Origin of the sequence: Pantoea sp. CS_6, assembly GCF_041954745.1 — a bacterium.
Taxonomy (GTDB): Bacteria; Pseudomonadota; Gammaproteobacteria; order Enterobacterales; family Enterobacteriaceae; genus Pantoea; species Pantoea stewartii.
Genome location: NZ_JAVAYG010000004.1, coordinates 153,106 through 174,647, shown reverse-complemented (window position 1 = coordinate 174,647; position 21,542 = coordinate 153,106). Strand labels below are relative to the sequence as shown.

At 54.2% G+C, this 21,542-nt stretch carries 16 protein-coding genes; 9 read left to right on the top strand and 7 right to left on the bottom strand.

What is annotated here, in order from left to right; translation table 11 throughout:
- Positions 1-61: 61 nt before the first annotated feature.
- From endA to metK, 5 genes are all read right to left on the bottom strand, one after another.
- Entirely contained in the window at positions 62-769 is a 708-nt protein-coding gene (endA, locus tag RAC90_RS07990) for a deoxyribonuclease I (RefSeq protein WP_375124206.1), read from the bottom strand.
- 75 nt (positions 770-844) lie between these two features.
- The gene (locus RAC90_RS07985; protein WP_110268430.1) at positions 845-1,357 is read right to left on the bottom strand and encodes a SprT family zinc-dependent metalloprotease; all 513 of its coding nucleotides are present in this window, start codon (positions 1,355-1,357) and stop codon (positions 845-847) included.
- Between the two features lie 95 nt (positions 1,358-1,452).
- Positions 1,453-3,387: a methyl-accepting chemotaxis protein gene (locus RAC90_RS07980; RefSeq protein ID WP_375124205.1), complete on the bottom strand. Its 1,935-nt coding sequence runs from the start codon at positions 3,385-3,387 to the stop codon at positions 1,453-1,455.
- A gap of 234 nt (positions 3,388-3,621) precedes the next feature.
- Entirely contained in the window at positions 3,622-5,013 is a 1,392-nt protein-coding gene (locus RAC90_RS07975) for a sugar porter family MFS transporter (RefSeq protein ID WP_006120845.1), read from the bottom strand.
- A 444-nt stretch (positions 5,014-5,457) separates the two neighbouring features.
- Positions 5,458-6,609, bottom strand: coding sequence for a methionine adenosyltransferase (metK, locus tag RAC90_RS07970; RefSeq protein WP_006120844.1), 1,152 nt, complete (start codon positions 6,607-6,609; stop codon positions 5,458-5,460).
- An 801-nt stretch (positions 6,610-7,410) separates the two neighbouring features.
- Between metK and speA the strand changes: the two genes are divergently transcribed.
- Both speA and speB read left to right on the top strand, forming a co-directional pair.
- Positions 7,411-9,390, top strand: a complete 1,980-nt coding sequence (speA, locus tag RAC90_RS07965) for a biosynthetic arginine decarboxylase (RefSeq protein ID WP_033739647.1) — start codon at positions 7,411-7,413, stop codon at positions 9,388-9,390.
- Between the two features lie 158 nt (positions 9,391-9,548).
- Positions 9,549-10,469, top strand: a complete 921-nt coding sequence (gene speB, locus RAC90_RS07960; protein ID WP_033739645.1) for an agmatinase — start codon at positions 9,549-9,551, stop codon at positions 10,467-10,469.
- Between the two features lie 42 nt (positions 10,470-10,511).
- Here the strand turns inward: speB and RAC90_RS07955 are convergent, their stop codons facing one another.
- Positions 10,512-11,267, bottom strand: a complete 756-nt coding sequence (locus RAC90_RS07955) for a M48 family metallopeptidase (RefSeq protein WP_006120841.1) — start codon at positions 11,265-11,267, stop codon at positions 10,512-10,514.
- A 269-nt stretch (positions 11,268-11,536) separates the two neighbouring features.
- Between RAC90_RS07955 and tkt the strand changes: the two genes are divergently transcribed.
- The 7 genes from tkt to RAC90_RS07920 all read left to right on the top strand — a co-directional run bounded on the left by tkt (position 11,537) and on the right by RAC90_RS07920 (position 20,119).
- A complete protein-coding gene (gene tkt / locus RAC90_RS07950; protein WP_006120840.1) occupies positions 11,537-13,531 on the top strand; it encodes a transketolase in 1,995 nt (664 codons plus the stop codon).
- Between the two features lie 307 nt (positions 13,532-13,838).
- Positions 13,839-14,858: an erythrose-4-phosphate dehydrogenase gene (epd, locus tag RAC90_RS07945; RefSeq protein ID WP_033739643.1), complete on the top strand. Its 1,020-nt coding sequence runs from the start codon at positions 13,839-13,841 to the stop codon at positions 14,856-14,858.
- Positions 14,859-14,909: 51 nt separating this feature from the next.
- Entirely contained in the window at positions 14,910-16,073 is a 1,164-nt protein-coding gene (gene pgk, locus RAC90_RS07940; RefSeq protein ID WP_033739641.1) for a phosphoglycerate kinase, read from the top strand.
- A gap of 109 nt (positions 16,074-16,182) precedes the next feature.
- A complete protein-coding gene (gene fbaA, locus RAC90_RS07935; RefSeq protein WP_039339288.1) occupies positions 16,183-17,262 on the top strand; it encodes a class II fructose-bisphosphate aldolase in 1,080 nt (359 codons plus the stop codon).
- A 362-nt stretch (positions 17,263-17,624) separates the two neighbouring features.
- Positions 17,625-18,500, top strand: a complete 876-nt coding sequence (mscS, locus tag RAC90_RS07930; protein ID WP_375124204.1) for a small-conductance mechanosensitive channel MscS — start codon at positions 17,625-17,627, stop codon at positions 18,498-18,500.
- Between the two features lie 122 nt (positions 18,501-18,622).
- A complete protein-coding gene (gene argO, locus RAC90_RS07925) occupies positions 18,623-19,246 on the top strand; it encodes an arginine exporter ArgO (RefSeq protein ID WP_006120835.1) in 624 nt (207 codons plus the stop codon).
- Positions 19,247-19,387: 141 nt separating this feature from the next.
- On the top strand, positions 19,388-20,119 hold the full coding sequence (locus tag RAC90_RS07920) for an oxidative stress defense protein (RefSeq protein ID WP_006120834.1): 732 nt from the start codon (positions 19,388-19,390) through the stop codon (positions 20,117-20,119).
- Between the two features lie 456 nt (positions 20,120-20,575).
- On the opposite strand, the gene RAC90_RS07915 is transcribed toward RAC90_RS07920, so the two are convergent.
- The gene (locus RAC90_RS07915) at positions 20,576-21,478 is read right to left on the bottom strand and encodes a LysR family transcriptional regulator ArgP (RefSeq protein WP_006120833.1); all 903 of its coding nucleotides are present in this window, start codon (positions 21,476-21,478) and stop codon (positions 20,576-20,578) included.
- Positions 21,479-21,542 lie beyond the last annotated feature (64 nt).

Genomic DNA, 21,542 nt, shown 5'->3' with positions numbered 1-21,542 from the left:
GCAAAACGCCGCGCGATCCACGCGGCGAGGCCGTAAAGACAGTTAGTTTAGGGCAGGGATTTTAACGCTTGCAAGCTTCGAGCACATAAGGATTGTGATTCCCCTGTACCCGTGCGATACGTTGGTCTCGCTCGCATTCCCACTGGCTGACCGGATAGAGCTTGTTCCAGGCCGTAAATAGCTGGGTTTGCTGGCGCGACAAGCGCAGATGATATTGATCGCGCATATAGAAGTAGGTGCGCGCGATGGCACCGCGGGCCCGTTCTGGTGGCTCTGCCTGTTTGTTTTTAAAATCAATGTGCATGCTGCACTGACCATATTGCTTCTCTGTCCCGTTCCACTGGCTGTAAGCAAAGTTACCCCGGTCGCCGTTTACTTCCCCTATTGCCGGTTGCAGATTGTGCAGATCGGTCTCCATATGGCGATAGTCGGCATCTTTACTGCAGTTTTTGCGTCCACCATTCTGCCAGCACTGACGTTGATGACCGAACTCCCAGGCAGGCATCACGTGCTCCCACTCGATGCGCGCGGCACGGTTGGCATTTTTACGCGGTTGATAACCGCAGCTGCTCAGATCAGGTTCGCCCTTTTTACCGTGCCAGGTCATTTTGCAGCCGCAATAAAAGCTGCCCGGTGCATCGGCATTAATCTCGGCCGCATAAGCTTTTGCCTGCTGAAAATTATTCTGATGGTAATTATTCAGGTTAAGCGCGGTGGCATGAAAGGAGGCCAGCAGCAGCGCGGCGGTCATGATTATTCTGTGAGACATATTCCAGTTATCACCTTGATCCTAAAAAGGGCGGCAGGGTACCAGAATGCGGGGGCAGGCGGAATGAGAATCCGGTCAGGATGGAAGGAAAAGGCCGGCTTTTAATACGTTGCCGCAATGGACACAGCGGTATTCGCTTTCGCCGCGAATCACGCGATTATGACGCCGTACGGTAAGGTGGTGCTGCTGGCACTGACAGCGGTAGGCAAAGGTGCGACTACGGACGGACGCGACTTCAAAACGGTGGGTACGCTGGGCCGGAACACCGAGGACGGTTTCCATCATCCACTTCCACTCTTTCCCGTGCGGTGCCACGCGACCGAAGGTCTTCCACACCAGCAAATGGGCCAGTTCGTGAGGGACGACTTCATCAATAAACGCCTGTTGGTTCTCCAGCAGCAGCACAGGATTGAGGCGAATCTCCCATTTTTCCAGCCAGGCGGTACCGGCGGCGGTGCCGCGTTGCTGATAAACCAGCGTGGGCTCAGGGTAGGTGCGTTCAAGCGTGCGATTAGCGCGCTCAAGAGCATCACGCAGGGCGCGCATAACGGCTTGTTGCAGGGCAATCGGAAGACGAGGTGTTTTCATGGCGCTCAGCATAAGCGCCGCAGAGGCGGAACTCAATATGAATGCGCGGGGCAAAGATGGCGAGGCCCGTCTGTCACGACGGACATCGCCACGGCTTAATGGAACTGCGCGACGGTTTGTGCCAGCTGGCGGGCCTGATCCTCAAGTGAACTGGAGGCCGCCGACATCTGCTGAACCAGTGCCGCATTTTGCTGAGTCGTGCCGTCCATTTCATTAACGGCAAGGGTAACCTGAGCGATACCACGCGCCTGTTCATCGGATGCGGCAACAATTTCACCGATGATGTGCTGCACGGATGAAACGGCATTTGTCATTTCATGCATGGTTTTGCCCGCATCATTGACCAGCACAACGCCATTCTCGACGCGCAGCGCTGACTCTTCAATCAGGGCGGCGATGTCCTTTACGGCACTGGTGGTGCGCTGCGCCAGGTTACGTACTTCTGAGGCCACCACGGCAAATCCGCGTCCCTGTTCCCCTGCACGTGCCGCTTCAACGGCGGCGTTAAGCGCCAGAATATTGGTCTGGAAAGCAATACTGTTAATCAGCGTGGTGATATCACCAATTTTCTGCGAGCTTTCATCGATCTTCGCCATGGTCGTCACGACCTGATCCACCAGCGTTTCGCCACGGTTAGCGATACGGGTGGCAGTTTCCGTCAGGCCTGTCGCCTGTTGTGCGTTGTCAGCGTTCATACGAATGGCCGCGCTAATCTGTTCCATGCTGGCCGCAGTTTCCTCCAGGGCGGCAGCCTGCTCCTCAGTTCGGGAGGACAGGTTCAGGTTGGCGCTGGCGATTTCGCCCGCGCCCTGCTGGACAGAGAGGCTGGCATCTTTGATTTGGCCGACCATCGTCCTAAGCTGTGACTGCATGGTACTCAACGCGTAGAACAGACTACGGCTATCGTCGGGCGCAACGCCAATGCTGTTGTTTAACCGCCCCTCAGCCACAGCCAGCGCGATACGCGCAGCCTCTGCCGGTTCACCACCCAGCGGGCGCATCACTTTGCGACTGAACAGCAGCCCCAGCACGGCACCCACCGACAGGATGCTGATGATCATCAGCCCGATTGCCCAGTACAGCTGGCGGTCAGCGGCCGCCATCACCTGACTGACGGGCGCCACGATCCCGACATACCAGGGTTTATCACTCTTCCCAACGCGCACGGGATACCACGTATACATGGCCTGTTCTTTGAGCACCGGATCGTATTGCTCCGTCACGTTGGTACTGGTGCTGTTTACGTTCCCCGGCCATTTCTTGCCCGCTTCACTTGTATCGGGGGAGGAAATCACGTTACCGCTGTTCGAAATCAGCAGCGCGTAACCGGTGCCTTGCCAGGGTTTGATCTGGTTGATTTTTTTCTGGATAGACGACAGCAGAATATCCGAGCTGACGACCAGTTTTAGCTTATCGTTCACCATGACAGGCGTGGCGACTGAGGTTAACCACTCGGGTTTCGCACCATCATAGGCGAAGCTGTAGGGTTCAATCAGCGTGTCTTTAAGCGTTTCTTTCGGCAGCAGATAGTAATTGCCCGCACCGGGTTGTAAAAAATCCAGCGCCGGATTCATTTTAAAATGCCCGTCTTTATCCCGATCAATATACCAGGCATAGCGCCCCTCGGGTGGCATTCCCTGCTGGCCGGCGAAAGCACTGTCACGACCGTCGAAGGCGTTGGGTTCGAACACCACGGTCATCGATACAAAGTCAGGATTTTTCTGCAGGGCATATTCCATGAGCTTATGGGCAACGTTGCGATCGGTCACGCCGGCCGCAGGCAGCGCGGCAAGGCTTTGCCCCAGGTTTTGTGCCGCGTCCAGGGCATGCGTCAGTTCCTGTTGAATTTGTCCGGCATGGCTGGCAGCAATTTGTTGCAGGTAGTCAGCGGCCAGAGATTTTTGCGCTTTTGAAGACTGCCAGCTGAGCAATCCGATGGTCGCTGCAAAGCCCACGACAATCGTCATTCCCCCTGCCAGCAGCATCTGAGCCCGGGTGCTCATTGTCTTTTTTACGCTGGGGTTGTTCATTGGATTTCCTGATGAAAATAAAGTCTGAAAACGGATTTTTATAAGGGAAACGTCAGGTCATTTATCGGCGTATATTTTTTCGACTTTAACGAAAGAAAAGCGAAGCGGGGCGGCGCAAGCCAGGCGTGGCAGGGTTTGAGCGTGAATACGCTGAGCTGTTGGCGTGGGTAAAGGGTTAAAAAAAGCCAGTCAGTTTACACTGACTGGCTTTCACGGACGCGGGCGCGAAGGAATTTACTGGCCGATATCGCGCAGTTTTTTACCCGCCATCAGGTTACGTTCAATATGTTCCAGCGACACGTTTTTGGTCTCCGGAATGAGCATAACGGTGAGCACAATAAAGAACACGTTCAGCAGCGCGTAAACCCAGAAGGTCGGTGCATTACCCAGCGTGTTCAGCATGGTCAGGAAGGTTGCGCCAACGATCATATTGGCAATCCAGTTGGTGGTGGTTGAAACCGTGATACCAAAATCACGCCCTTTAAGCGGCTGAATTTCGGAACACAGTACCCAAATCAACGGACCGGCTGACATGGCGAAGCCCACGATAAACATCAGCAGCATACCAATGGCGAAGTACTGCGCGCCTGGTGTATGGATGCCCATGTGCAGCATAGTGCCCAGGATGCCCATACCGGCAGCCATGACCAGGAAGCCCAGAATTAGCGTAGGCTTACGGCCCCAGCGATCCACCAGGCCAATGGCGATGAAGGTGGCCAGTACGTTAACCAGACCGACAATAACCGTTCCCCACATCTGCTGAGTCGTATTCGCAAAACCGGCGATCTCAAAGATTTTCGGCGCGTAATACATGATGACGTTCATCCCGGTGAACTGCTGCATCACCTGAAGCAGAATGCCGAGGAAGACCGCGCGGCGGAAGTTGGCGTTATTGGTAAACAGACCCCAGCCAGACTGCTTCACTTTCAGGCTTTCGCGGATCTCATCCAGTTCGCGTTTTGCCTGTTCACTGGTGTCACGCAGACGATCCAGAACACGCTGTGCGTCGCGGAAGTTGCCTTTCGCCGCCAGCCAGCGCGGGCTGTTCGGCAGGAAGAACACACCAATCAGCAGCAGAATGGCAGGGATCGTGATCACGCCCAGCATCCAGCGCCAGTTTCCGGTAAAGCTAAATGCGGTATCGGAGAGATACGCACCCAGAATACCGATGGTAATCATCAGCTGGTACAGCGAGATCATGCTGCCGCGGATTTTCTCTGGTGCGATTTCAGAAAGGTAAAGTGGCGCGGTATACGAGGCGACACCCACGGCGAGACCTAACAGGACGCGCGCGCAGATCAACATTTCTGGATTAGGTGCCATCGCTGACCAGAGTGATCCAATGACAAACAGAATCGCACCGGCCATCAGGCTTTTTTTACGGCCCAGACGTGATGACATCCAGCCGCTGCCGATAGCACCAATGGCTGCACCAAACATCATGGAGCTGACAATCCACTCCTGTTGGTGGGCAGTAACATTAAAGTCCTTAGCGATAAAGGGCAGGGCACCTGCGATAACGCCGATATCCAGCCCAAAGAGCAGGCCTGCGAGCGCTGCCAGAAAGCAGACAAATAAGGTCATTGCCTTATTTGAGGTTCTGCTTTTATGTGAGTTGCCAGGCATGGTTGCCTCCAAATTATCCATCATTGTTGTTATCGATGTTAAAAAACCTTATCTGGGTTAAAAGTGAGCCCGATCACATTGATGTAATCGCTTACACATGCTGAAACCCTGAAATCCAGCATTTACAACCCAGAAAGGTCAAGTAACCAGTGAGGTATAGTACCCTCGAAGTTTCTGACAATGTCCTGATTAACGCCTATCAGATGACGCTGAAAATAACGCATTTTTAAAAGAATAACTACGGCGATAAATTCCTAAATAGCCGATATTTAAAGCGTTTCAAATTGTAATCGTTAACACAAGGGCAGGGTACAAACTGAAAGAAAGTGTAGTTGAGTTAAAAAAATGTGCCGCAGGAAAAAAGCGGAGGTCGAATGCGGGATAAAGCCCATAAAAAAGCCCCGCCATCGGGCAGGGCTTTCAGGTGCACTTACTCACCGATGCTTACAGGCCAGCGGCCTCGCGCAGCTGTGCCGCTTTGTCGGTTTTTTCCCATGGGAAATGTTCGCGGCCAAAGTGACCGTAAGCAGCCGTTTCTTTATAGATTGGGTGCAGCAGATCCAGCATCTGAATCAGACCGTATGGACGCAGGTCAAAGAATTCACGGACCAGCAGCGTCAGCTGTTCAGTAGAGACTTTCTCGGTACCAAAGGTTTCCACCATGATAGATGTCGGCTCTGCCACGCCGATGGCGTAGGAAACCTGAATCTCACACCGATCGGCCAGGCCAGCCGCCACGATATTTTTGGCAACATAGCGCGCAGCGTACGCCGCGGAGCGGTCAACTTTTGAGGGATCTTTACCTGAGAATGCGCCGCCACCGTGACGCGCCATCCCGCCGTAGGTATCGACAATGATTTTACGACCGGTCAGGCCACAGTCACCCATTGGACCGCCGATAACAAAACGGCCGGTTGGGTTGATGTGGTATTTGGTGGACGCGTTCAACCACTCAGAAGGCAGTACCGGCTTGATGATTTCTTCCATCACCGCTTCCTGCAGATCGTTCTGGCTGATGGCTTCGCTGTGCTGAGTCGAGAGCACGACTGCGTCGATGCCTACAATCTTGCCATTGTCATACTGGAAAGTGACCTGGCTTTTCGCATCCGGTCGCAGCCATGGCAGCGTGCCATTTTTGCGGACTTCAGCCTGACGCTGAACCAGACGATGCGCATAGGTTACCGGGGCGGGCATCAGCACGTCGGTTTCGTTGGTCGCGTAGCCGAACATCAGGCCCTGATCGCCTGCACCCTGTTCCAGCGGATCGCTGCGGTCAACGCCCTGGTTGATGTCCTGAGATTGTTTACCGATGGCGCTTAACACGGCGCAGGAATTGGCATCAAAGCCCATATCGGAATGAACATAGCCGATTTCACGTACGGTATTACGGGTGATTTCTTCGATATCAACCCAGGCGCTGGTCGTGATTTCGCCGCCGACCAGAACCATACCGGTCTTCACGTACGTTTCGCAGGCCACGCGCGCTTTAGGATCCTGCTCCAGGATCGCATCAAGCACCGCATCGGAAATCTGGTCAGCGATTTTATCAGGATGTCCTTCTGATACGGACTCGGATGTAAAAAGATGTTTAGCCATTATGTTCTTTACCTTACCAATGGTTTGAGTTCGACTGCTTAGCGCAAGTGAGTGTTAGCTGACTTAACGCCCCTTAAGGCAAAGCCGAGAGCAGTCAGGTAGTGTCAGCACGCCAGGCCAACACCGCCTGGATATTAACCTGTTTAGATGGAAAACCATCTGGACGTCTATTTTAGGTTACGAGATGAGCGAATTACCAGCCCTTTTTTCTGATGCACTGCCGGCCTGGTGCTGAGTAGTGAATAATGCTGCGGGCAGGGCCAGCATTAAGCGAATAATCTCTTTGCATTTTTCAGGCGCAAATTGTATAAAACGCCGCTGCGTTTGCAGCAGAAAAAGGATGACGCGCTATCGCGTCGCGCCCGTCAGACCACTGTCTGGCTTTCACCCTGATGGTTTGCCACATGACGGCGTCATGTGCGGAGGTGATACACGTCATGAGCCTTATCTTCTCCTTCACGGCTTCTTTGCGTGCTGGCTTTGCGTCAGCGTTATCCTGTTTCCCGTCTTTATTTCTTTCCTGCCACCCTTTTATTCGCTTCGGTAATTATCCCGACACAAGCGCTGGCTAACCTCTGACACGTCAACGTGGGCAAGTGGCCCGACCGACGTGGTGTGAATTATTCGCGGCCCTTTTTTCCCCTGTCGTGGCGGAGTGTTTTACACTTAGGTCATGCAAGGGGATTATCTGGGCGCGTGACGCTGACAGAGCATGACGTAATATGTGGCAACGAATTTCCCTACATCCGGCTGTTGAGTCGGATTACAGTATTATCTTTCAACGGAAAATTGAGGTTCGTGATGTCTGACGGCATGAAGAATATCAAGGGTTCGTCAGCTGGCGAACAAGGTGCTCTCCGCTCTATGCAGGAGGTGGCGATGAACGATCAGGACGCCAGCCTGATGCTGCGGACCTATAACATTGCCTGGTGGGGCAATAACTATTATGACGTGAATGAACTGGGTCATATTAGTGTCTGTCCCGACCCGGATCGCCCGGACGTGCGCGTTGATCTGGCAAAACTGGTGAAAGAACGTGAGGCGCAAGGGCAGCGTCTGCCGGCGTTGTTCTGTTTTCCGCAGATCCTTCAGCACCGCCTGCGCTCAATCAACGCCGCGTTCAAACGCGCGCGTGAATCCTATGGCTATACCGGTGACTACTTCCTGGTTTATCCCATCAAGGTTAACCAGCACAAACGCGTGATTGAATCGCTGGTGAACTCCGGTGAGCCGTTGGGCCTTGAAGCCGGATCAAAAGCGGAACTGATGGCGGTGCTGGCGCATGCCGGCCACACCCGCTCAGTGATTGTCTGTAACGGTTATAAAGATCGTGAATACATTCGTCTGGCGCTGATCGGCGAAAAAATGGGGCACAAGGTTTATCTGGTTCTGGAGAAGATGACCGAAGTGCGCCTGGTTCTGGAAGAAGCGGAACGCCTGAATGTGGTGCCGCGCCTCGGCATTCGTGCGCGTCTGGCGTCGCAAGGTTCCGGTAAATGGCAGTCGAGCGGTGGCGAGAAATCCAAATTTGGCCTGTCTGCCACGCAGGTGCTGAAGCTGGTTGAAATCATGCGCGAAGCCGGACGCATTGACAGCCTGCAACTGCTGCACTTCCACCTTGGCTCTCAGATGGCGAATATTCGCGATATCGCCACCGGCGTGCGCGAGTCGGCACGTTTTTACGTGGAGCTGGCGAAGCTGGGCGTCAACATTAAGTGCTTCGACGTCGGCGGCGGCCTGGGCGTGGATTATGAAGGGACGCGTTCACAGTCTGACTGCTCGGTAAACTACGGGCTGAATGAATACGCTAATAATGTTATCTGGGCCATCGGTGCCGCCTGCGACGAACACGGACTTGAACATCCTACCGTCATCACCGAGTCAGGTCGCGCCGTAACGGCGCACCATACGGTGCTGGTCTCTAACATCATTGGTGTTGAGCGGAACGAATTCAGCAAACCTGAAGCGCCCGATATCGATGATGCGCCACGTCCTATCCTGAGCATGTGGGAAACCTGGCAGGAGATGCACGAGCCGAATACGCGCCGCTCTCTGCGTGAATGGCTGCACGACAGCCAGATGGACCTGTTTGATATTCACACCGGCTATTCGTCAGGCATTTACAGCCTTAAGCAGCGCGCCTGGGCTGAACAGCTGTACCTGAGCATTTGCCATTATATTCAGCAGCATCTGGATCCCAGCAACCGCGCACATCGCCCGATTATTGATGAGCTGCAGGAGCGCATGGCGGATAAGATCTATGTGAACTTCTCGCTGTTCCAGTCGATGCCGGACGCGTGGGGCATCGATCAGCTGTTCCCGGTGCTGCCACTGGAAGGCCTGAATAAAAAGCCCGAACGTCGGGCCGTGCTGCTGGATATTACCTGTGACTCCGATGGCACCATCGATCATTACGTGGATGGCGACGGCATCGCGACGACCATGCCGATGCCGGAATATGATGTGGAGAACCCACCGATGCTGGGCTTCTTTATGGTCGGCGCGTACCAGGAAATTCTGGGCAACATGCACAACCTGTTTGGTGATACCGAAGCGGTGGATGTCTTCGCATTCCAGGATGGCGAAGTGGAAGTACAGCTTTCCGATGAAGGCGATACCGTGGCCGACATGTTGCAGTATGTGCAGCTGGACCCCAATGAGCTGATGACGCTGTTCCGTAAACAGATTCAGACTTCTGAACTGGACGAAGACCTGCGTGAGCAGTTCCTGCAGGAGTTTGAAAGCGGTCTGTATGGCTACACGTATTTAGAAGACGAATAACGCCCTGCGAAGCGCTTGCAGCCGGGCGGGACATTGTTGATAATCGCGGCAACACATCCCTTCCTCGTCGGGCCTAACGACGCGGAGGGGATTTTTTTTATCTCAACCTGAAAGGTGTGCGGGCCCGGCCCGGTTCAGACATTAACAGAGGACGACTTATGTACAATACCCTCGGTAATCAGTACGACAATTCACTGGTTTCTAACGCCTTTGGTTTTATGCGTTTTCCAGTCAATTTTCAGCCTTACGACAGCGACGCAGAGTGGGTGATCACCGGCGTTCCGTTTGATGCAGCAACCTCTGGCCGTCCAGGCAGCCGTCTTGGCCCTGGTGCTATCCGTCAGATTTCAACGAATCTGGCCTGGGAAGGCTGTCGCTGGCCGTGGGATTTTGACCTGCGTCAGCGCCTGAATGTCGTCGACTGTGGCGATTTGGTTTATGCCTTTGGCGACTCTCAGGATCTGTCTGACAAGTTGCAGGCTCACGCAGAGAAGCTGCTGGCTAACGGTAAACGTATGATGACGTTTGGCGGCGATCACTACGTCACGCTGCCGCTACTGCGTGCCCACGCGAAGCACTTCGGTAAAATGGCGCTGGTGCACTTCGACGCGCATACCGATACCTATTCTAACGGCCCCACGTTTGACCATGGCACCATGTTCTTTACGGCGCCAAAAGAGGGCCTGATCGATCCGCAGCACTCCGTCCAGATCGGTATCCGTACCGAGTTCGATAAGAGCCTGGGCTTTAACGTGCTGGATGCGGCACAGGTTAACGACCGCAGCGTGGACGATATCCTGGCGGAAATTAAGCGCACCGTTGGCGATCTGCCGGTTTACCTTACCTTTGACATTGACTGCCTGGACCCTGCGCATGCGCCGGGTACCGGTACGCCAGTGATCGGTGGTTTAACGACCGACAAAGCGACCAAGTTGATTCGGGGTTTGCAGGGCATGAATATTGTCGGGATGGATCTGGTGGAAGTGGCCCCGGGCTATGATCACGCCGATCTGACCGCGCTGGCTGCCGCAACGCTGGCACTGGATATGTTACACGTTCAGGCCGCCAACAAAGGCTAATGCCACAGCGGGATAACGCAGCGTTATCCCGCTGATTCAGGCTTACTTGCTGTCTGCCGCGATACGATCGCGAATGTGTTGTGCGCGGGCTTCAGAATCAGGGTGCGAATCGAACATAGAGCTCTGGCGACCCTGTTCCAGTTTCGCCAGTTTTTCAAAGCTGGTCGCTAATCCGACAGGGTCAATTCCCCGTTTTTTAAGCAGATCGTAAGAGTAGTCATCCGCCTGCGTTTCCTGAGTCTGGGAGAACTGCGCATTCACCAGTTTTTCGCCCATATCGCCCAGTTGTGACTGCGACAGCGAGCCAATGATGCCTCCTACGGACGCGGCAGCGGTGCGCGCGGCGGTCGTGGTAAAGGCAACCTGCATCGCTTTACGTGTATGGCCCAGCGCGACGTGACCCATTTCGTGCCCCAGCACCGCCTCCACTTCATTGTCGTTCATCATGTCCATCAGGCCGCTGTAAACGCGTATACAGCCGTTGGCCATCGCCCAGGCATTCACATCTTTGGTCTGGTAGACCTTATAGTTAGCCGGCGTACCGTTAATGTTGTCGCCCAGTGCGGCCGCGATTTTATTCAGACGTTGCTGGTATTCGCTGTTCGCCGGCGCGACCTGATTGTCTTTGTCCATCTGGGCACAGGATTGATCGCTCAACTGCTTCACCTGGGCATCGCTTAATGTGTACGCCTGGAAAGCCTGTGCACCTGACTGCAGCAGGCCGTTGTTATTCATCCCCTCGCAGCCGCTTAACAGCGCGATCATCCCCAAAGCCAGTACCGTTTTCTGAATTTTCATTCCATCTTCCCAATAGTAACAAGATAAAAAACAATCACCTGACGCGGTGGCTGGTGATCGAACTTACTGGTTATAGTCGGCGGTAAACCGTTTTGCTAGCAGACATTACCGGAAAAGCCAAACGCGCCGGGCATATTTCGCGTTTTACGACATTACTTTTAGGCCGTTTTTCATGTACATTGTTGTGAAAGTTTCCCCTCGCTTTGCCCGATAACTGATTAATTACAAAAGGTTAAGGCGCAAATCGTTAATCCGAAATGGAGTAGAAGATGCCCTCTCGTAAAGATCTTGCCAATGCCATTCGCGCGTTAAGTATGGATGCAGTGCAAAAAGCTAAATCGGGACATCCGGGTGCCCCTATGGGCATGGCGGATATCGCCGAAGTGTTATGGCGTGGCTACCTGAATCATAATCCAACTAACCCATTGTGGGCTGACCGCGACCGTTTTGTGCTGTCGAATGGTCACGGTTCGATGCTGATCTACAGCCTGCTGCATCTGACCGGTTACGATTTGCCCATCAGCGAACTGGAAAACTTCCGTCAGCTGCACTCTAAAACCCCGGGTCACCCTGAGTACGGCTACACCGTTGGTGTGGAAACCACCACCGGTCCGCTGGGCCAGGGCATTGCCAATGCCGTGGGTTTTGCCATTGCTGAGCGCACATTAGCGGCGCAGTTTAACCGTCCGGGTCATGACATCGTAGACCATAACACTTGGGTGTTTATGGGCGATGGTTGCATGATGGAAGGCATCTCACACGAAGTCTGCTCACTGGCCGGTACGCTGAAGCTCGGTAAGCTGGTGGCCTTCTATGACGATAACGGTATTTCAATTGATGGCCATATCGACGGCTGGTTTACCGATGACACCGCTAAGCGTTTTGAAGCCTATGGCTGGCATGTGGTGCGCGGTGTGGATGGGCATAACGCGGATGCGATCGCGAAAGCCATCGAAGAAGCGAAAGCCGTAACCGATAAGCCTTCACTGCTGATGTGCAAAACCGTGATTGGTTTCGGTTCACCAAACAAAGCGGGCACCCATGATTCACATGGCGCGCCACTGGGTGACGACGAAGTGGCCTTGACCCGTAAGCAACTGGGTTGGGAGTATCCGCCATTTGTTATCCCGTCTGAGATTTATGCCGAGTGGGATGCTAAAGAAGCGGGCCAGGCGAAAGAAGCCGCGTGGAATGAAAAATTTGCCGCTTACGCCAAAGCCTTCCCGGAACTGGCTGCCGAATTCAAACGTCGCATGAGCAACGAACTGCCAGCTAACTGGCAGCAAGAGTCGCAAAAATTCATTGAGCAGTTGCAGGCGAACCCGGCGAAAATTGCCAGCCGTAAAGCCTCGCAGAATGCGATTGAAGCGTTTGGTAAGATCCTGCCGGAATATCTGGGCGGCTCAGCGGATCTGGCACCCAGTAACCTGACTATCTGGTCGGGCTCTAAGCCAATCAATGAAGATGCTGCGGGTAACTACATCCATTATGGTGTGCGCGAGTTTGGTATGACCGCGATTGCTAACGGTCTGGCCCTGCACGGCGGTTTCCTGCCTTATACCGCAACCTTCCTGATGTTCGTGGAATATGCGCGTAACGCGGCACGTATGGCTGCGCTGATGAAGATCCGTCAGATCATGGTGTATACCCATGATTCAATCGGTCTGGGTGAAGATGGCCCGACGCACCAGCCTGTTGAGCAGATGGCAAGCCTGCGCACGACGCCGAACATGAGCCTGTGGCGTCCGTGTGACCAGGTTGAATCTGCCGTGGCGTGGAAATATGCCATTGAGCGTAAAGACGGCCCAAGCGCCCTGATCTTCTCGCGTCAGAACCTGGCACAGCAGGAGCGTACACCCGAGCAACTGGCCAACGTGGCCCGCGGTGGTTATGTCCTCAAAGACAGCGCAGGCACGCCAGAACTGATTCTGATTGCCACCGGTTCCGAAGTGGAACTGGCCGTCGCGGCTTACCAGAAGCTTACCGAAGAAGGTCGCAAGGTGCGCGTGGTGTCTATGCCATCGACCGATGCTTTCGATAAACAGTCCGAAGAATACCGTGAATCTGTTCTGCCAAAAGCCGTTGCGGCGCGCGTCGCTATTGAGGCTGGTATCGCCGATTACTGGTTTAAATACACCGGCCTGAACGGGGCTATTGTTGGGATGACCACCTTTGGTGAGTCGGCCCCTGCTGAGAAGCTGTTCGAAGTGTTTGGTTTCACGCTCGACAACGTTGTCGCAAAAGCAAAAGCGTTGCTGGCGTAATGCCACAATCCTGACGCGTGCCTGCGCGTCAGGATAGCAATAAAAAGGGGGCGCTTTTTGCCCCCTGACTGACGCAATTATTCCTGGAGTAATCGCTCATTTTTGCTCAATTATGTGATGCAGATCAAAAAATTCGCAGCTCGCTTGATCGCAGTCATTCCTGTTATTCCTCACTTCTATTATTCTCGCTGAACCGTTTCAGTTATGGCGCGTTCACCCTGCATCGGGTAAGAATCTCCTGTACAAAACGTGGTGAAACGCTCAGGCTATCTGCACCTTTTTTTCAGTCTGGTTTGGCAGGAGAAAGATGACCATTCGGGTTGCAATAAACGGCTTTGGTCGCATTGGACGCAACGTGTTGCGTGCACTGTATGAAACGGGACGCCGTGCTGAAATCACCGTGGTGGCGATTAATGAGCTGGCGGAAGCCGCAGGCATGGCGCACTTATTAAAATACGACACCAGTCATGGCCGTTTTGCACTGGATGTTCGCCAGGAGCGGGACCTGCTGTGGGTGGGAGAAGATACTATTCGTATTCTGCACCACGCCGGACTGGACGCGCTGCCCTGGCGCGAACTCAATGTCGATGTGGTACTGGACTGTACCGGCGTTTATGGTTCCCGCCAGGATGGTGAAGCTCATCTGCGCGCTGGCGCTAAAAAAGTCCTGTTTTCCCATCCGGGTGGTCACGATCTTGATGCCACCGTCGTGTACGGTGTTAACGAGCAGGAACTGAAACAAACGGACTGTATTGTCTCGAATGCCTCCTGCACCACCAACTGCATTATTCCCGTGATTAAGCTGCTGGATGATGCGTTTGGGATTGAGTCGGGCACGGTGACGACGATCCATTCGGCGATGCACGATCAACAGGTGATCGATGCTTATCACAGCGATCTGCGCCGCACGCGTGCAGCCAGTCAGTCTATTATTCCGGTGGACACGCGCCTGGCGGCAGGCATTACGCGTATTTTTCCGAAATTTAACGATCGCTTTGAAGCCATTGCAGTGCGTGTGCCGACGATCAACGTGACCGCCATTGATCTCAGCGTTTCTGTGCGTCAGCCGGTTAAGGCCTGTGAGGTTAACGCCTTGTTGCTGAGCGCGGCAGAAGGGGCGTTTCGTGGTATAGTTGACTATACGGAGTTGCCGTTAGTCTCAATAGATTTCAACCATGATCCGCACAGTGCCATTGTGGACGGTACACAAACGCGGGTCAGCGGTCAGCATCTGATCAAAACCCTGGTCTGGTGCGACAACGAATGGGGCTTTGCTAACCGAATGATCGACACGACGTTAGCGATGGCCGCAAGCGGTTTCAGGTAAGACGCGGTTTGCGTCTGGCAAAACTTATGAGAATCAACGAGAGGGTTCACCATGTCCGTAATTAAGATGACCGATCTGGATCTTGCTGGCAAACGCGTTCTAATCCGCGCCGATCTCAACGTGCCGGTAAAAGAAGGGAAAGTGACGTCAGATGCACGTATCCGTGCGTCTCTGCCTACCATCGAAGCAGCCCTGAAGCAGGGCGCTAAAGTGATGGTTACCTCTCACCTGGGTCGTCCGACCGAAGGTGAATACAACGACGAATTCTCACTGCTGCCTGTAGTGAACTACCTGAAAGAAAAACTGAACGGCACCCCGGTAACGCTGGCGAAAGACTACCTTGACGGCGTCGATATCGGCGCGGGCGAGCTGGTTGTGCTGGAAAACGTTCGCTTTAACAAAGGCGAAAAGAAAGACGACGAGGCGCTGGCAAAAAAATACGCAGCACTGTGTGACGTGTTCGTGATGGATGCTTTTGGCACCGCGCACCGCGCCCAGGCCTCTACACACGGCGTGGGTAAATTTGCGCCTGTCGCCTGTGCGGGCCCGCTGCTGTCGGCTGAGCTGGACGCGCTGGGTAAAGTGATGAAAAACCCTGAGCGTCCGCTGGTGGCCGTCGTCGGTGGTTCTAAAGTCTCAACCAAATTTGATGTGCTGCAGTCGCTGGTCAAGATTGCTGACACCGTGATTGTCGGCGGTGGCATTGCGAACACCTTCGTCGCTATCGATAACAAAGTGGGTAAATCGCTGTATGAGCCAGACTTTGTTGAAGCGGCAAAAGGCCTGCGCGATCAGTACGGTATTCCTGTCCCAACCGACTCACGCGTTGGCACGGAATTCTCTGAAACTGCCCCGGCAACCGTGAAAAAGGTTTCGGAAGTGGCAGATAACGAAGAGATTATGGACTTCGGCGACGAAACCGCTCAGGCCATGGCAACCATCCTCAAGAATGCGAAAACCATTCTGTGGAATGGCCCGGTTGGTGTGTTTGAGTTCCCGAACTTCCGTAAAGGCACCGAGATTGTCGCTAACGCGATTGCAGACAGTGACGCGTTCTCTGTTGCAGGTGGCGGTGATACGCTGGCTGCTATCGATCTGTTTGGCATTGAAGACAAAATCTCCTACATCTCGACAGGCGGCGGCGCGTTCCTTGAGTTCGTTGAAGGCAAAAAACTGCCTGCCGTTGCCATGCTGGAAGAGCGTGCGAAGCAGTAATCCTTTGGGGGCGGTGCCTGGCGGCACTGCCTGAAAACTCGCCCGATACCGGGCGTTTAAATCGCTGTCCCCATGTTGGGGATAACCGGTCACGAAACAGGACACAATCATGTCTAAAATTTTTGATTTCGTAAAACCCGGCGTTGTCACTGGTGACGACGTTCAGAAGATCTTCAAAGTAGCGAAAGAGAATAAATTCGCTCTGCCAGCGGTTAACTGCGTCGGTACTGACTCAATTAACGCTGTGCTGGAAGCCGCCGCGAAAGTTAAAGCCCCGGTTATCGTACAGTTCTCTAACGGCGGTGCTGCGTTCATCGCCGGTAAAGGTTTTAAAACCGACAAGCCACAGGGCGCCGCCATTTTCGGTGCGATCTCTGGCGCACAGCACGTGCATCTGATGGCTGAACAGTATGGCGTGCCGGTTATCCTGCACACCGACCACTGTGCCAAAAAACTGCTGCCGTGGATCGACGGTCTGCTTGACGCAGGCGAAGAGCACTTCAAAAAAACCGGCAAGCCGCTGTTCTCTTCTCATATGATCGACCTGTCTGAAGAGTCACTGGAAGAAAACATCGAAATCAGCAGCAAATACCTGGCGCGCATGGCGAAAATCGACATGACCCTGGAAATCGAACTGGGCTGCACCGGCGGTGAAGAAGATGGCGTGGACAACAGCCACATGGACGCTTCCGCCCTGTACACCCAGCCAGAAGACGTGAACTACGCGTACGAAAAACTGAATGCGATCAGCCCGCGTTTCACCATTGCGGCATCCTTCGGTAACGTCCACGGCGTTTACAAACCCGGTAACGTGAAACTGACCCCAACCATCCTGCGTGACTCCCAGAAATTTGTCTGTGAAAAACATGGCCTGCCGCACAATGCGCTGGATTTCGTGTTCCACGGTGGTTCAGGTTCTTCTGCTGCAGAAATCGAAGAGTCTATCAGCTACGGCGTGATCAAGATGAACATCGATACCGATACTCAATGGGCCACCTGGGACGGTATTCTGCAGTACTACAAAAAGAACGAAGGCTATCTGCAGGCGCAGCTGGGTAACCCAGAAGGCGCTGATAAGCCGAACAAGAAATACTACGATCCACGCGTCTGGCTGCGCGCTGCGCAGGCATCCATGGTGGTGCGTCTGGAGCAGGCGTTCAAAGAACTCAACGCCGTTGACGTTCTGTAAGTAGCGTTGCTCAGCGCTGAGGTCTTCAGGACGTCAGCGTGACTGACTCTGTCCCGATCAGCCGATCGGGACTTTTTTTTATCCCGCCTTTGCACACCTTTCTCTTTGCGCTTTTGATAAGTCGACGTCCGGTTACAGCGGCATCGCTTACCACCTTTCATGCTCAAAAACTTCTCAACAGGGAAGGGCGAAGCGAGGGGAGTCAAACGCATTGTGGCGACGATTCAGGCTGCCCGTCCTCATTATGGTGCCATGTAATTTGGCACCAGGCTAAATAATTGATTACCCTTAATCCCTGGGTGTCGGATTACATCTGGCAGTTTTTGTTTTTCCCCTTGGGGATTCATCAACAGGGCTTACAAATGGAAGACTTGAATGTTGTGGATGGTATCAACAGTGCCGGTGGCTGGTTAGTACACAACCAGGCGCTGATTCTGAGTTATGCCGTGAATATCATTGCGGCTGTTGCCATCATTATTGTCGGGATGGTCATCGCCAGAGTGATTTCAAACGCCGTTAATCGTCTGCTCATCGCGCGTCATATTGACGCCACCGTGGCAGACTTTCTTTCCGCGCTGGTTCGTTATGGCGTCATTGCGTTTACGGTGATTGCTGCGCTGGGACGCGTTGGCGTGCAAACCGCGTCGGTCATTGCCGTGCTGGGTGCGGCAGGTCTGGCCGTCGGCCTTGCGCTACAGGGCTCATTGTCCAATCTGGCAGCCGGTGTACTGCTGGTCACGTTCCGTCCTTTCCGTACCGGTGAGTTTGTTGATCTGGGCGGCGTGATGGGCACCGTACTGAATGTGCAGATTTTCTCGACCACACTGCGGTCGGCGGATGGCAAGATTGTGGTGGTGCCCAATGGCAAAATCATCAGCGGGAATATCATCAACTTCTCGCGTGAACCCGTGCGCCGTAATGAATTCATTGTCGGCGTGGCCTATGAAGCCGATGTGGATGAGGTGATTGCCCTGCTGCGTGAAGTGGTGGAAGCCGATCAGCGTGTCTTAAAAGATCGTGGCATCCAGATTGGCCTGAATGAATTGGGCGCTTCATCGCTGAATTTCGTTGTGCGTTGCTGGAGCAACAGTAGCGATCTGCAGGACGTTTACTGGGATCTGCTCAAGAACTTCAAACGTGCGCTGGATAACAAAGGCATTGGTATTCCTTACCCACAGATGGATGTCCATCTGCATCAGGTGAACAAACCTGACGCGGAAACTGCGGTCACCCGTTAAGCCGATGGGCGGCAGCCGCCGCCCATTAAAATGGCTAATGACGTATTAATTTTTTCCATTTCCGCTAATCATATCGGCTTCCCTATAATGCCTGACATCTGACTGATGTAAGGATATTTCCCGTGTTATCGATTTATTTTCAAGGGCTTGCTCTTGGGGCCGCGCTCATTCTGCCGCTGGGGCCACAAAATGCCTTCGTACTTAATCAGGGCGTGAAACGGCACTATCATCTGATGACCGCCACGCTCTGCTCGCTGAGCGATGTTGTGCTGATCTGCGCGGGGATTTTTGGGGGAAGTGCGCTCCTGCAGCAGTCGCCACTGCTGCTGACCGTGATTACCTGGGCAGGTGTGGCCTTTTTGCTCTGGTATGGCTGGGGCGCATTACGGACCGCTTTTCGCCGCGAGCTGGCGCTGGCGTCAGGCCTGGATATCCGGCAGAGCCGAGGCCGGATCATTGCTACCCTGCTGGCAGTCACCTGGCTCAATCCCCACGTTTATCTCGATACCTTTGTTGTGCTTGGCAGCCTGGGAAGCCAGTTTCCTGATACCCACGCGCGTCAGTGGTTCGCCCTGGGGACCGTCAGTGCCTCTGTGTTGTGGTTTTTTGGCTTAGCCCTGTTGGCGGCCTGGCTTGCGCCGTTACTGCAGACAACGCGCGCGCAACGCCTCATCAACCTGCTGGTCGGCGCGGTCATGTGGTTTATCGCGTTTCAACTCGCACAGCAGGCCATCACAGGATTTTGAGCAAAAGGTAAACGAAAACGGGTTATCCAGACCCGTTTTCCGAACTTTTGTCATTACCTTCACTCCAAGCAAGGCGTAATATGATGCGCGTGCCGGCTTCGGACCCGAAGCCACCGAACTGACCTTTCAAGGAGGACTTTCATGAAACTGAAAGCATTGGCGCTTGTCGCGATGATGAGCGCAGGGGCATTGCCTTTAAGCGCACAGGCTGATGAACTGCCAAACGGACCCCATGTTGTGACGTCAGGCAAAGCGACGGTTGATGCCCGCCCGGATATCGCGACGCTGTCAATTGTGGTGAATGTCTCATCGAAAGATGCCGCAGAGGCAAAGAAACAGGTCGACAGTCGTGTTGCGCAGTATTTTGATTTCCTGCAGAAAAACGGCATCGAGAAAAAGGATATTGAAGCGGCCAACCTGACCACGCAGCCAGAATACGATTATACCAAAGACGGTAAATCGCAGTTGAAAGGTTACCGTGCGGTACGTCAGGTTCAGGTGACCGTCCGCCAGCTGGACAAGCTGAATGAGCTGCTTGACGGCGCGCTGAAATCGGGCCTGAACGAAGTTCGCAGCGTCGAGTTAGGCGTCGCCAATCCTGAGCGCTACAAGCAGCAGGCGCTGAAAGCCGCCATCAAAAATGCGACTCAGCAAGCCACAGAACTGGCAGAAGGCTTTAACGCCAAACTGGGGCCAATCTACAGCATTCGCTATCAGGTCGCTAACTACCAGCCTATGCCGATGAATCGCATGTTTAAAGCCTCCGCGGCAGCGGCCGATACTTCCGCGCAGGAAACCTACGACCAGCAAAGCATTAACTTCGATGACCAGGTTGATGTGGTTTTTGAGATGAAACCCAATACGGCACAGTAAGCCTATCGATGCTGTCGTGAAGCCATCAGCGGCCGTGTTTACCAGGTGCGCTTTGCGCCGCTGATGCGGTGCCTTTCCATCGCTCAGCAACCTGACGGACTGTCGCAGTCGGCCTGTTCCTTTGCCGGCGGCGCTTTTCCCCCGCATCCCTGCGGGGGCAATCTCTGGTTGATTCCCGCTTTTCAGCGCCCGGTATCACCTGCTGAAATCACGCCCCTGATGGCCATGGAGCCGTGCTGCTTTTAGCAGGGTACACTCTCACTGCAACGCCTGACGCTTGCTGCGGCACAGGGGATTATTCTCTTTAGTTCAGCAGAAGCCCGGACAGGCTGTCCGGTTCCGGGCGGTTTGTCAGGAGAATAAGCAGACCAGGAATGCTGCCCGGTAGCGGCAGAGAGTCGCGTTTGGCACGCACCGTCTTCCAGTTTATCCGGCCTTCACTTTCGCCTCTGGCCGCTATTCCATCGTGTCCTGACGCAGAACCCGATGACCATGCGCAATCAGCGCATCGGTTACCCGACGCATCAGTCGGCTTTCCGGTGCAAAACGGTGCCAGTACAACATCCGGCGCTGATACAGCCCCGGTGTCAGATCGATCAGCTCACCGCTCGCCAGTTCGCGCTCAATCTGCAGATGCGGGATCATACAGCAGGTCGAGCCCTGCCGGGCCATCTGCACAAAGGCTTCAGAAGAGTTAACGATATGGCAGGGCACGCTGCCCGGCGAAAGATCGAAGTTCTGCTGTAAAAAGGCCTGATGCATATCATCCAGATGGTCAAATGCGACGGCAGGCGCTTTCAGCAACGCGGAACGGGTGACGCCGTTGGGAAAAAAGCGCTCGGCAAAGTCACGGGAAGCCACAAACAGGTAATCCAGGGCGCCCAGTTGATCAACCAGACAACTGGGTAAAGGCTGGGGCTGGATACTGACTGCGCCGACCACTTCGCCACGTCTCAGACGTTCCTGCGTACGGGTTTCATCTTCAACCTGGAGGTTAAGGCGCACCGGCGAATCGGCCAGCACGTCTTTTAATGCAGGCAACAGCCAGGTGGCCAGACTGTCGGCGTTCACCGCCAGGGAGAGCAGTAACGGCGTCGTACCGCTGATTTCATCCCCCAGCCACTCTTCCTCCAGCAGTTCAACCTGGTGCAACAGCGCAAGCAGCTTTTGCCCCTGCTCAGTGGGACGAGGGGGCACGGTGCGAACCAACAGCGGCTGACCAAACAGGTTTTCCAGCTGTTTGATGCGTTGCGATACGGCCGACTGGGTGATGCAAAGTTTTTGCGCAGCACGTTCAAAGCCACGTTCACGTATCACTGCGTCCAGCGCCTGAAGCGTTCTGTAGTCCGGGCGTTTCATTATTCTTTTCTCTCCTTCAGGGTGGACGTTACGATGCCACAAATGTGCCTGAGCAAAAGTCTGG

Excerpts from the sequence above, each read along its gene's own strand:
- RAC90_RS07920 (WP_006120834.1), top strand. The coding sequence starts at position 19,388 with ATGAAACTGAAAGCATTGGCGCTTGTCGCGATGATGAGCGCAGGGGCA.
- RAC90_RS07985 (WP_110268430.1), bottom strand. The coding sequence starts at position 1,357 with ATGAAAACACCTCGTCTTCCGATTGCCCTGCAACAAGCCGTTATGCGC.
- pgk (WP_033739641.1), top strand. The coding sequence starts at position 14,910 with ATGTCCGTAATTAAGATGACCGATCTGGATCTTGCTGGCAAACGCGTT.
- RAC90_RS07915 (WP_006120833.1), bottom strand. The coding sequence starts at position 21,478 with ATGAAACGCCCGGACTACAGAACGCTTCAGGCGCTGGACGCAGTGATA.
- tkt (WP_006120840.1), top strand. The coding sequence starts at position 11,537 with ATGCCCTCTCGTAAAGATCTTGCCAATGCCATTCGCGCGTTAAGTATG.
- epd (WP_033739643.1), top strand. The coding sequence starts at position 13,839 with ATGACCATTCGGGTTGCAATAAACGGCTTTGGTCGCATTGGACGCAAC.
- RAC90_RS07980 (WP_375124205.1), bottom strand. The coding sequence starts at position 3,387 with ATGAACAACCCCAGCGTAAAAAAGACAATGAGCACCCGGGCTCAGATG.
- fbaA (WP_039339288.1), top strand. The coding sequence starts at position 16,183 with ATGTCTAAAATTTTTGATTTCGTAAAACCCGGCGTTGTCACTGGTGAC.
- RAC90_RS07975 (WP_006120845.1), bottom strand. The coding sequence starts at position 5,013 with ATGCCTGGCAACTCACATAAAAGCAGAACCTCAAATAAGGCAATGACC.
- speB (WP_033739645.1), top strand. The coding sequence starts at position 9,549 with ATGTACAATACCCTCGGTAATCAGTACGACAATTCACTGGTTTCTAAC.
- metK (WP_006120844.1), bottom strand. The coding sequence starts at position 6,609 with ATGGCTAAACATCTTTTTACATCCGAGTCCGTATCAGAAGGACATCCT.
- RAC90_RS07955 (WP_006120841.1), bottom strand. The coding sequence starts at position 11,267 with ATGAAAATTCAGAAAACGGTACTGGCTTTGGGGATGATCGCGCTGTTA.
- speA (WP_033739647.1), top strand. The coding sequence starts at position 7,411 with ATGTCTGACGGCATGAAGAATATCAAGGGTTCGTCAGCTGGCGAACAA.
- mscS (WP_375124204.1), top strand. The coding sequence starts at position 17,625 with ATGGAAGACTTGAATGTTGTGGATGGTATCAACAGTGCCGGTGGCTGG.
- endA (WP_375124206.1), bottom strand. The coding sequence starts at position 769 with ATGTCTCACAGAATAATCATGACCGCCGCGCTGCTGCTGGCCTCCTTT.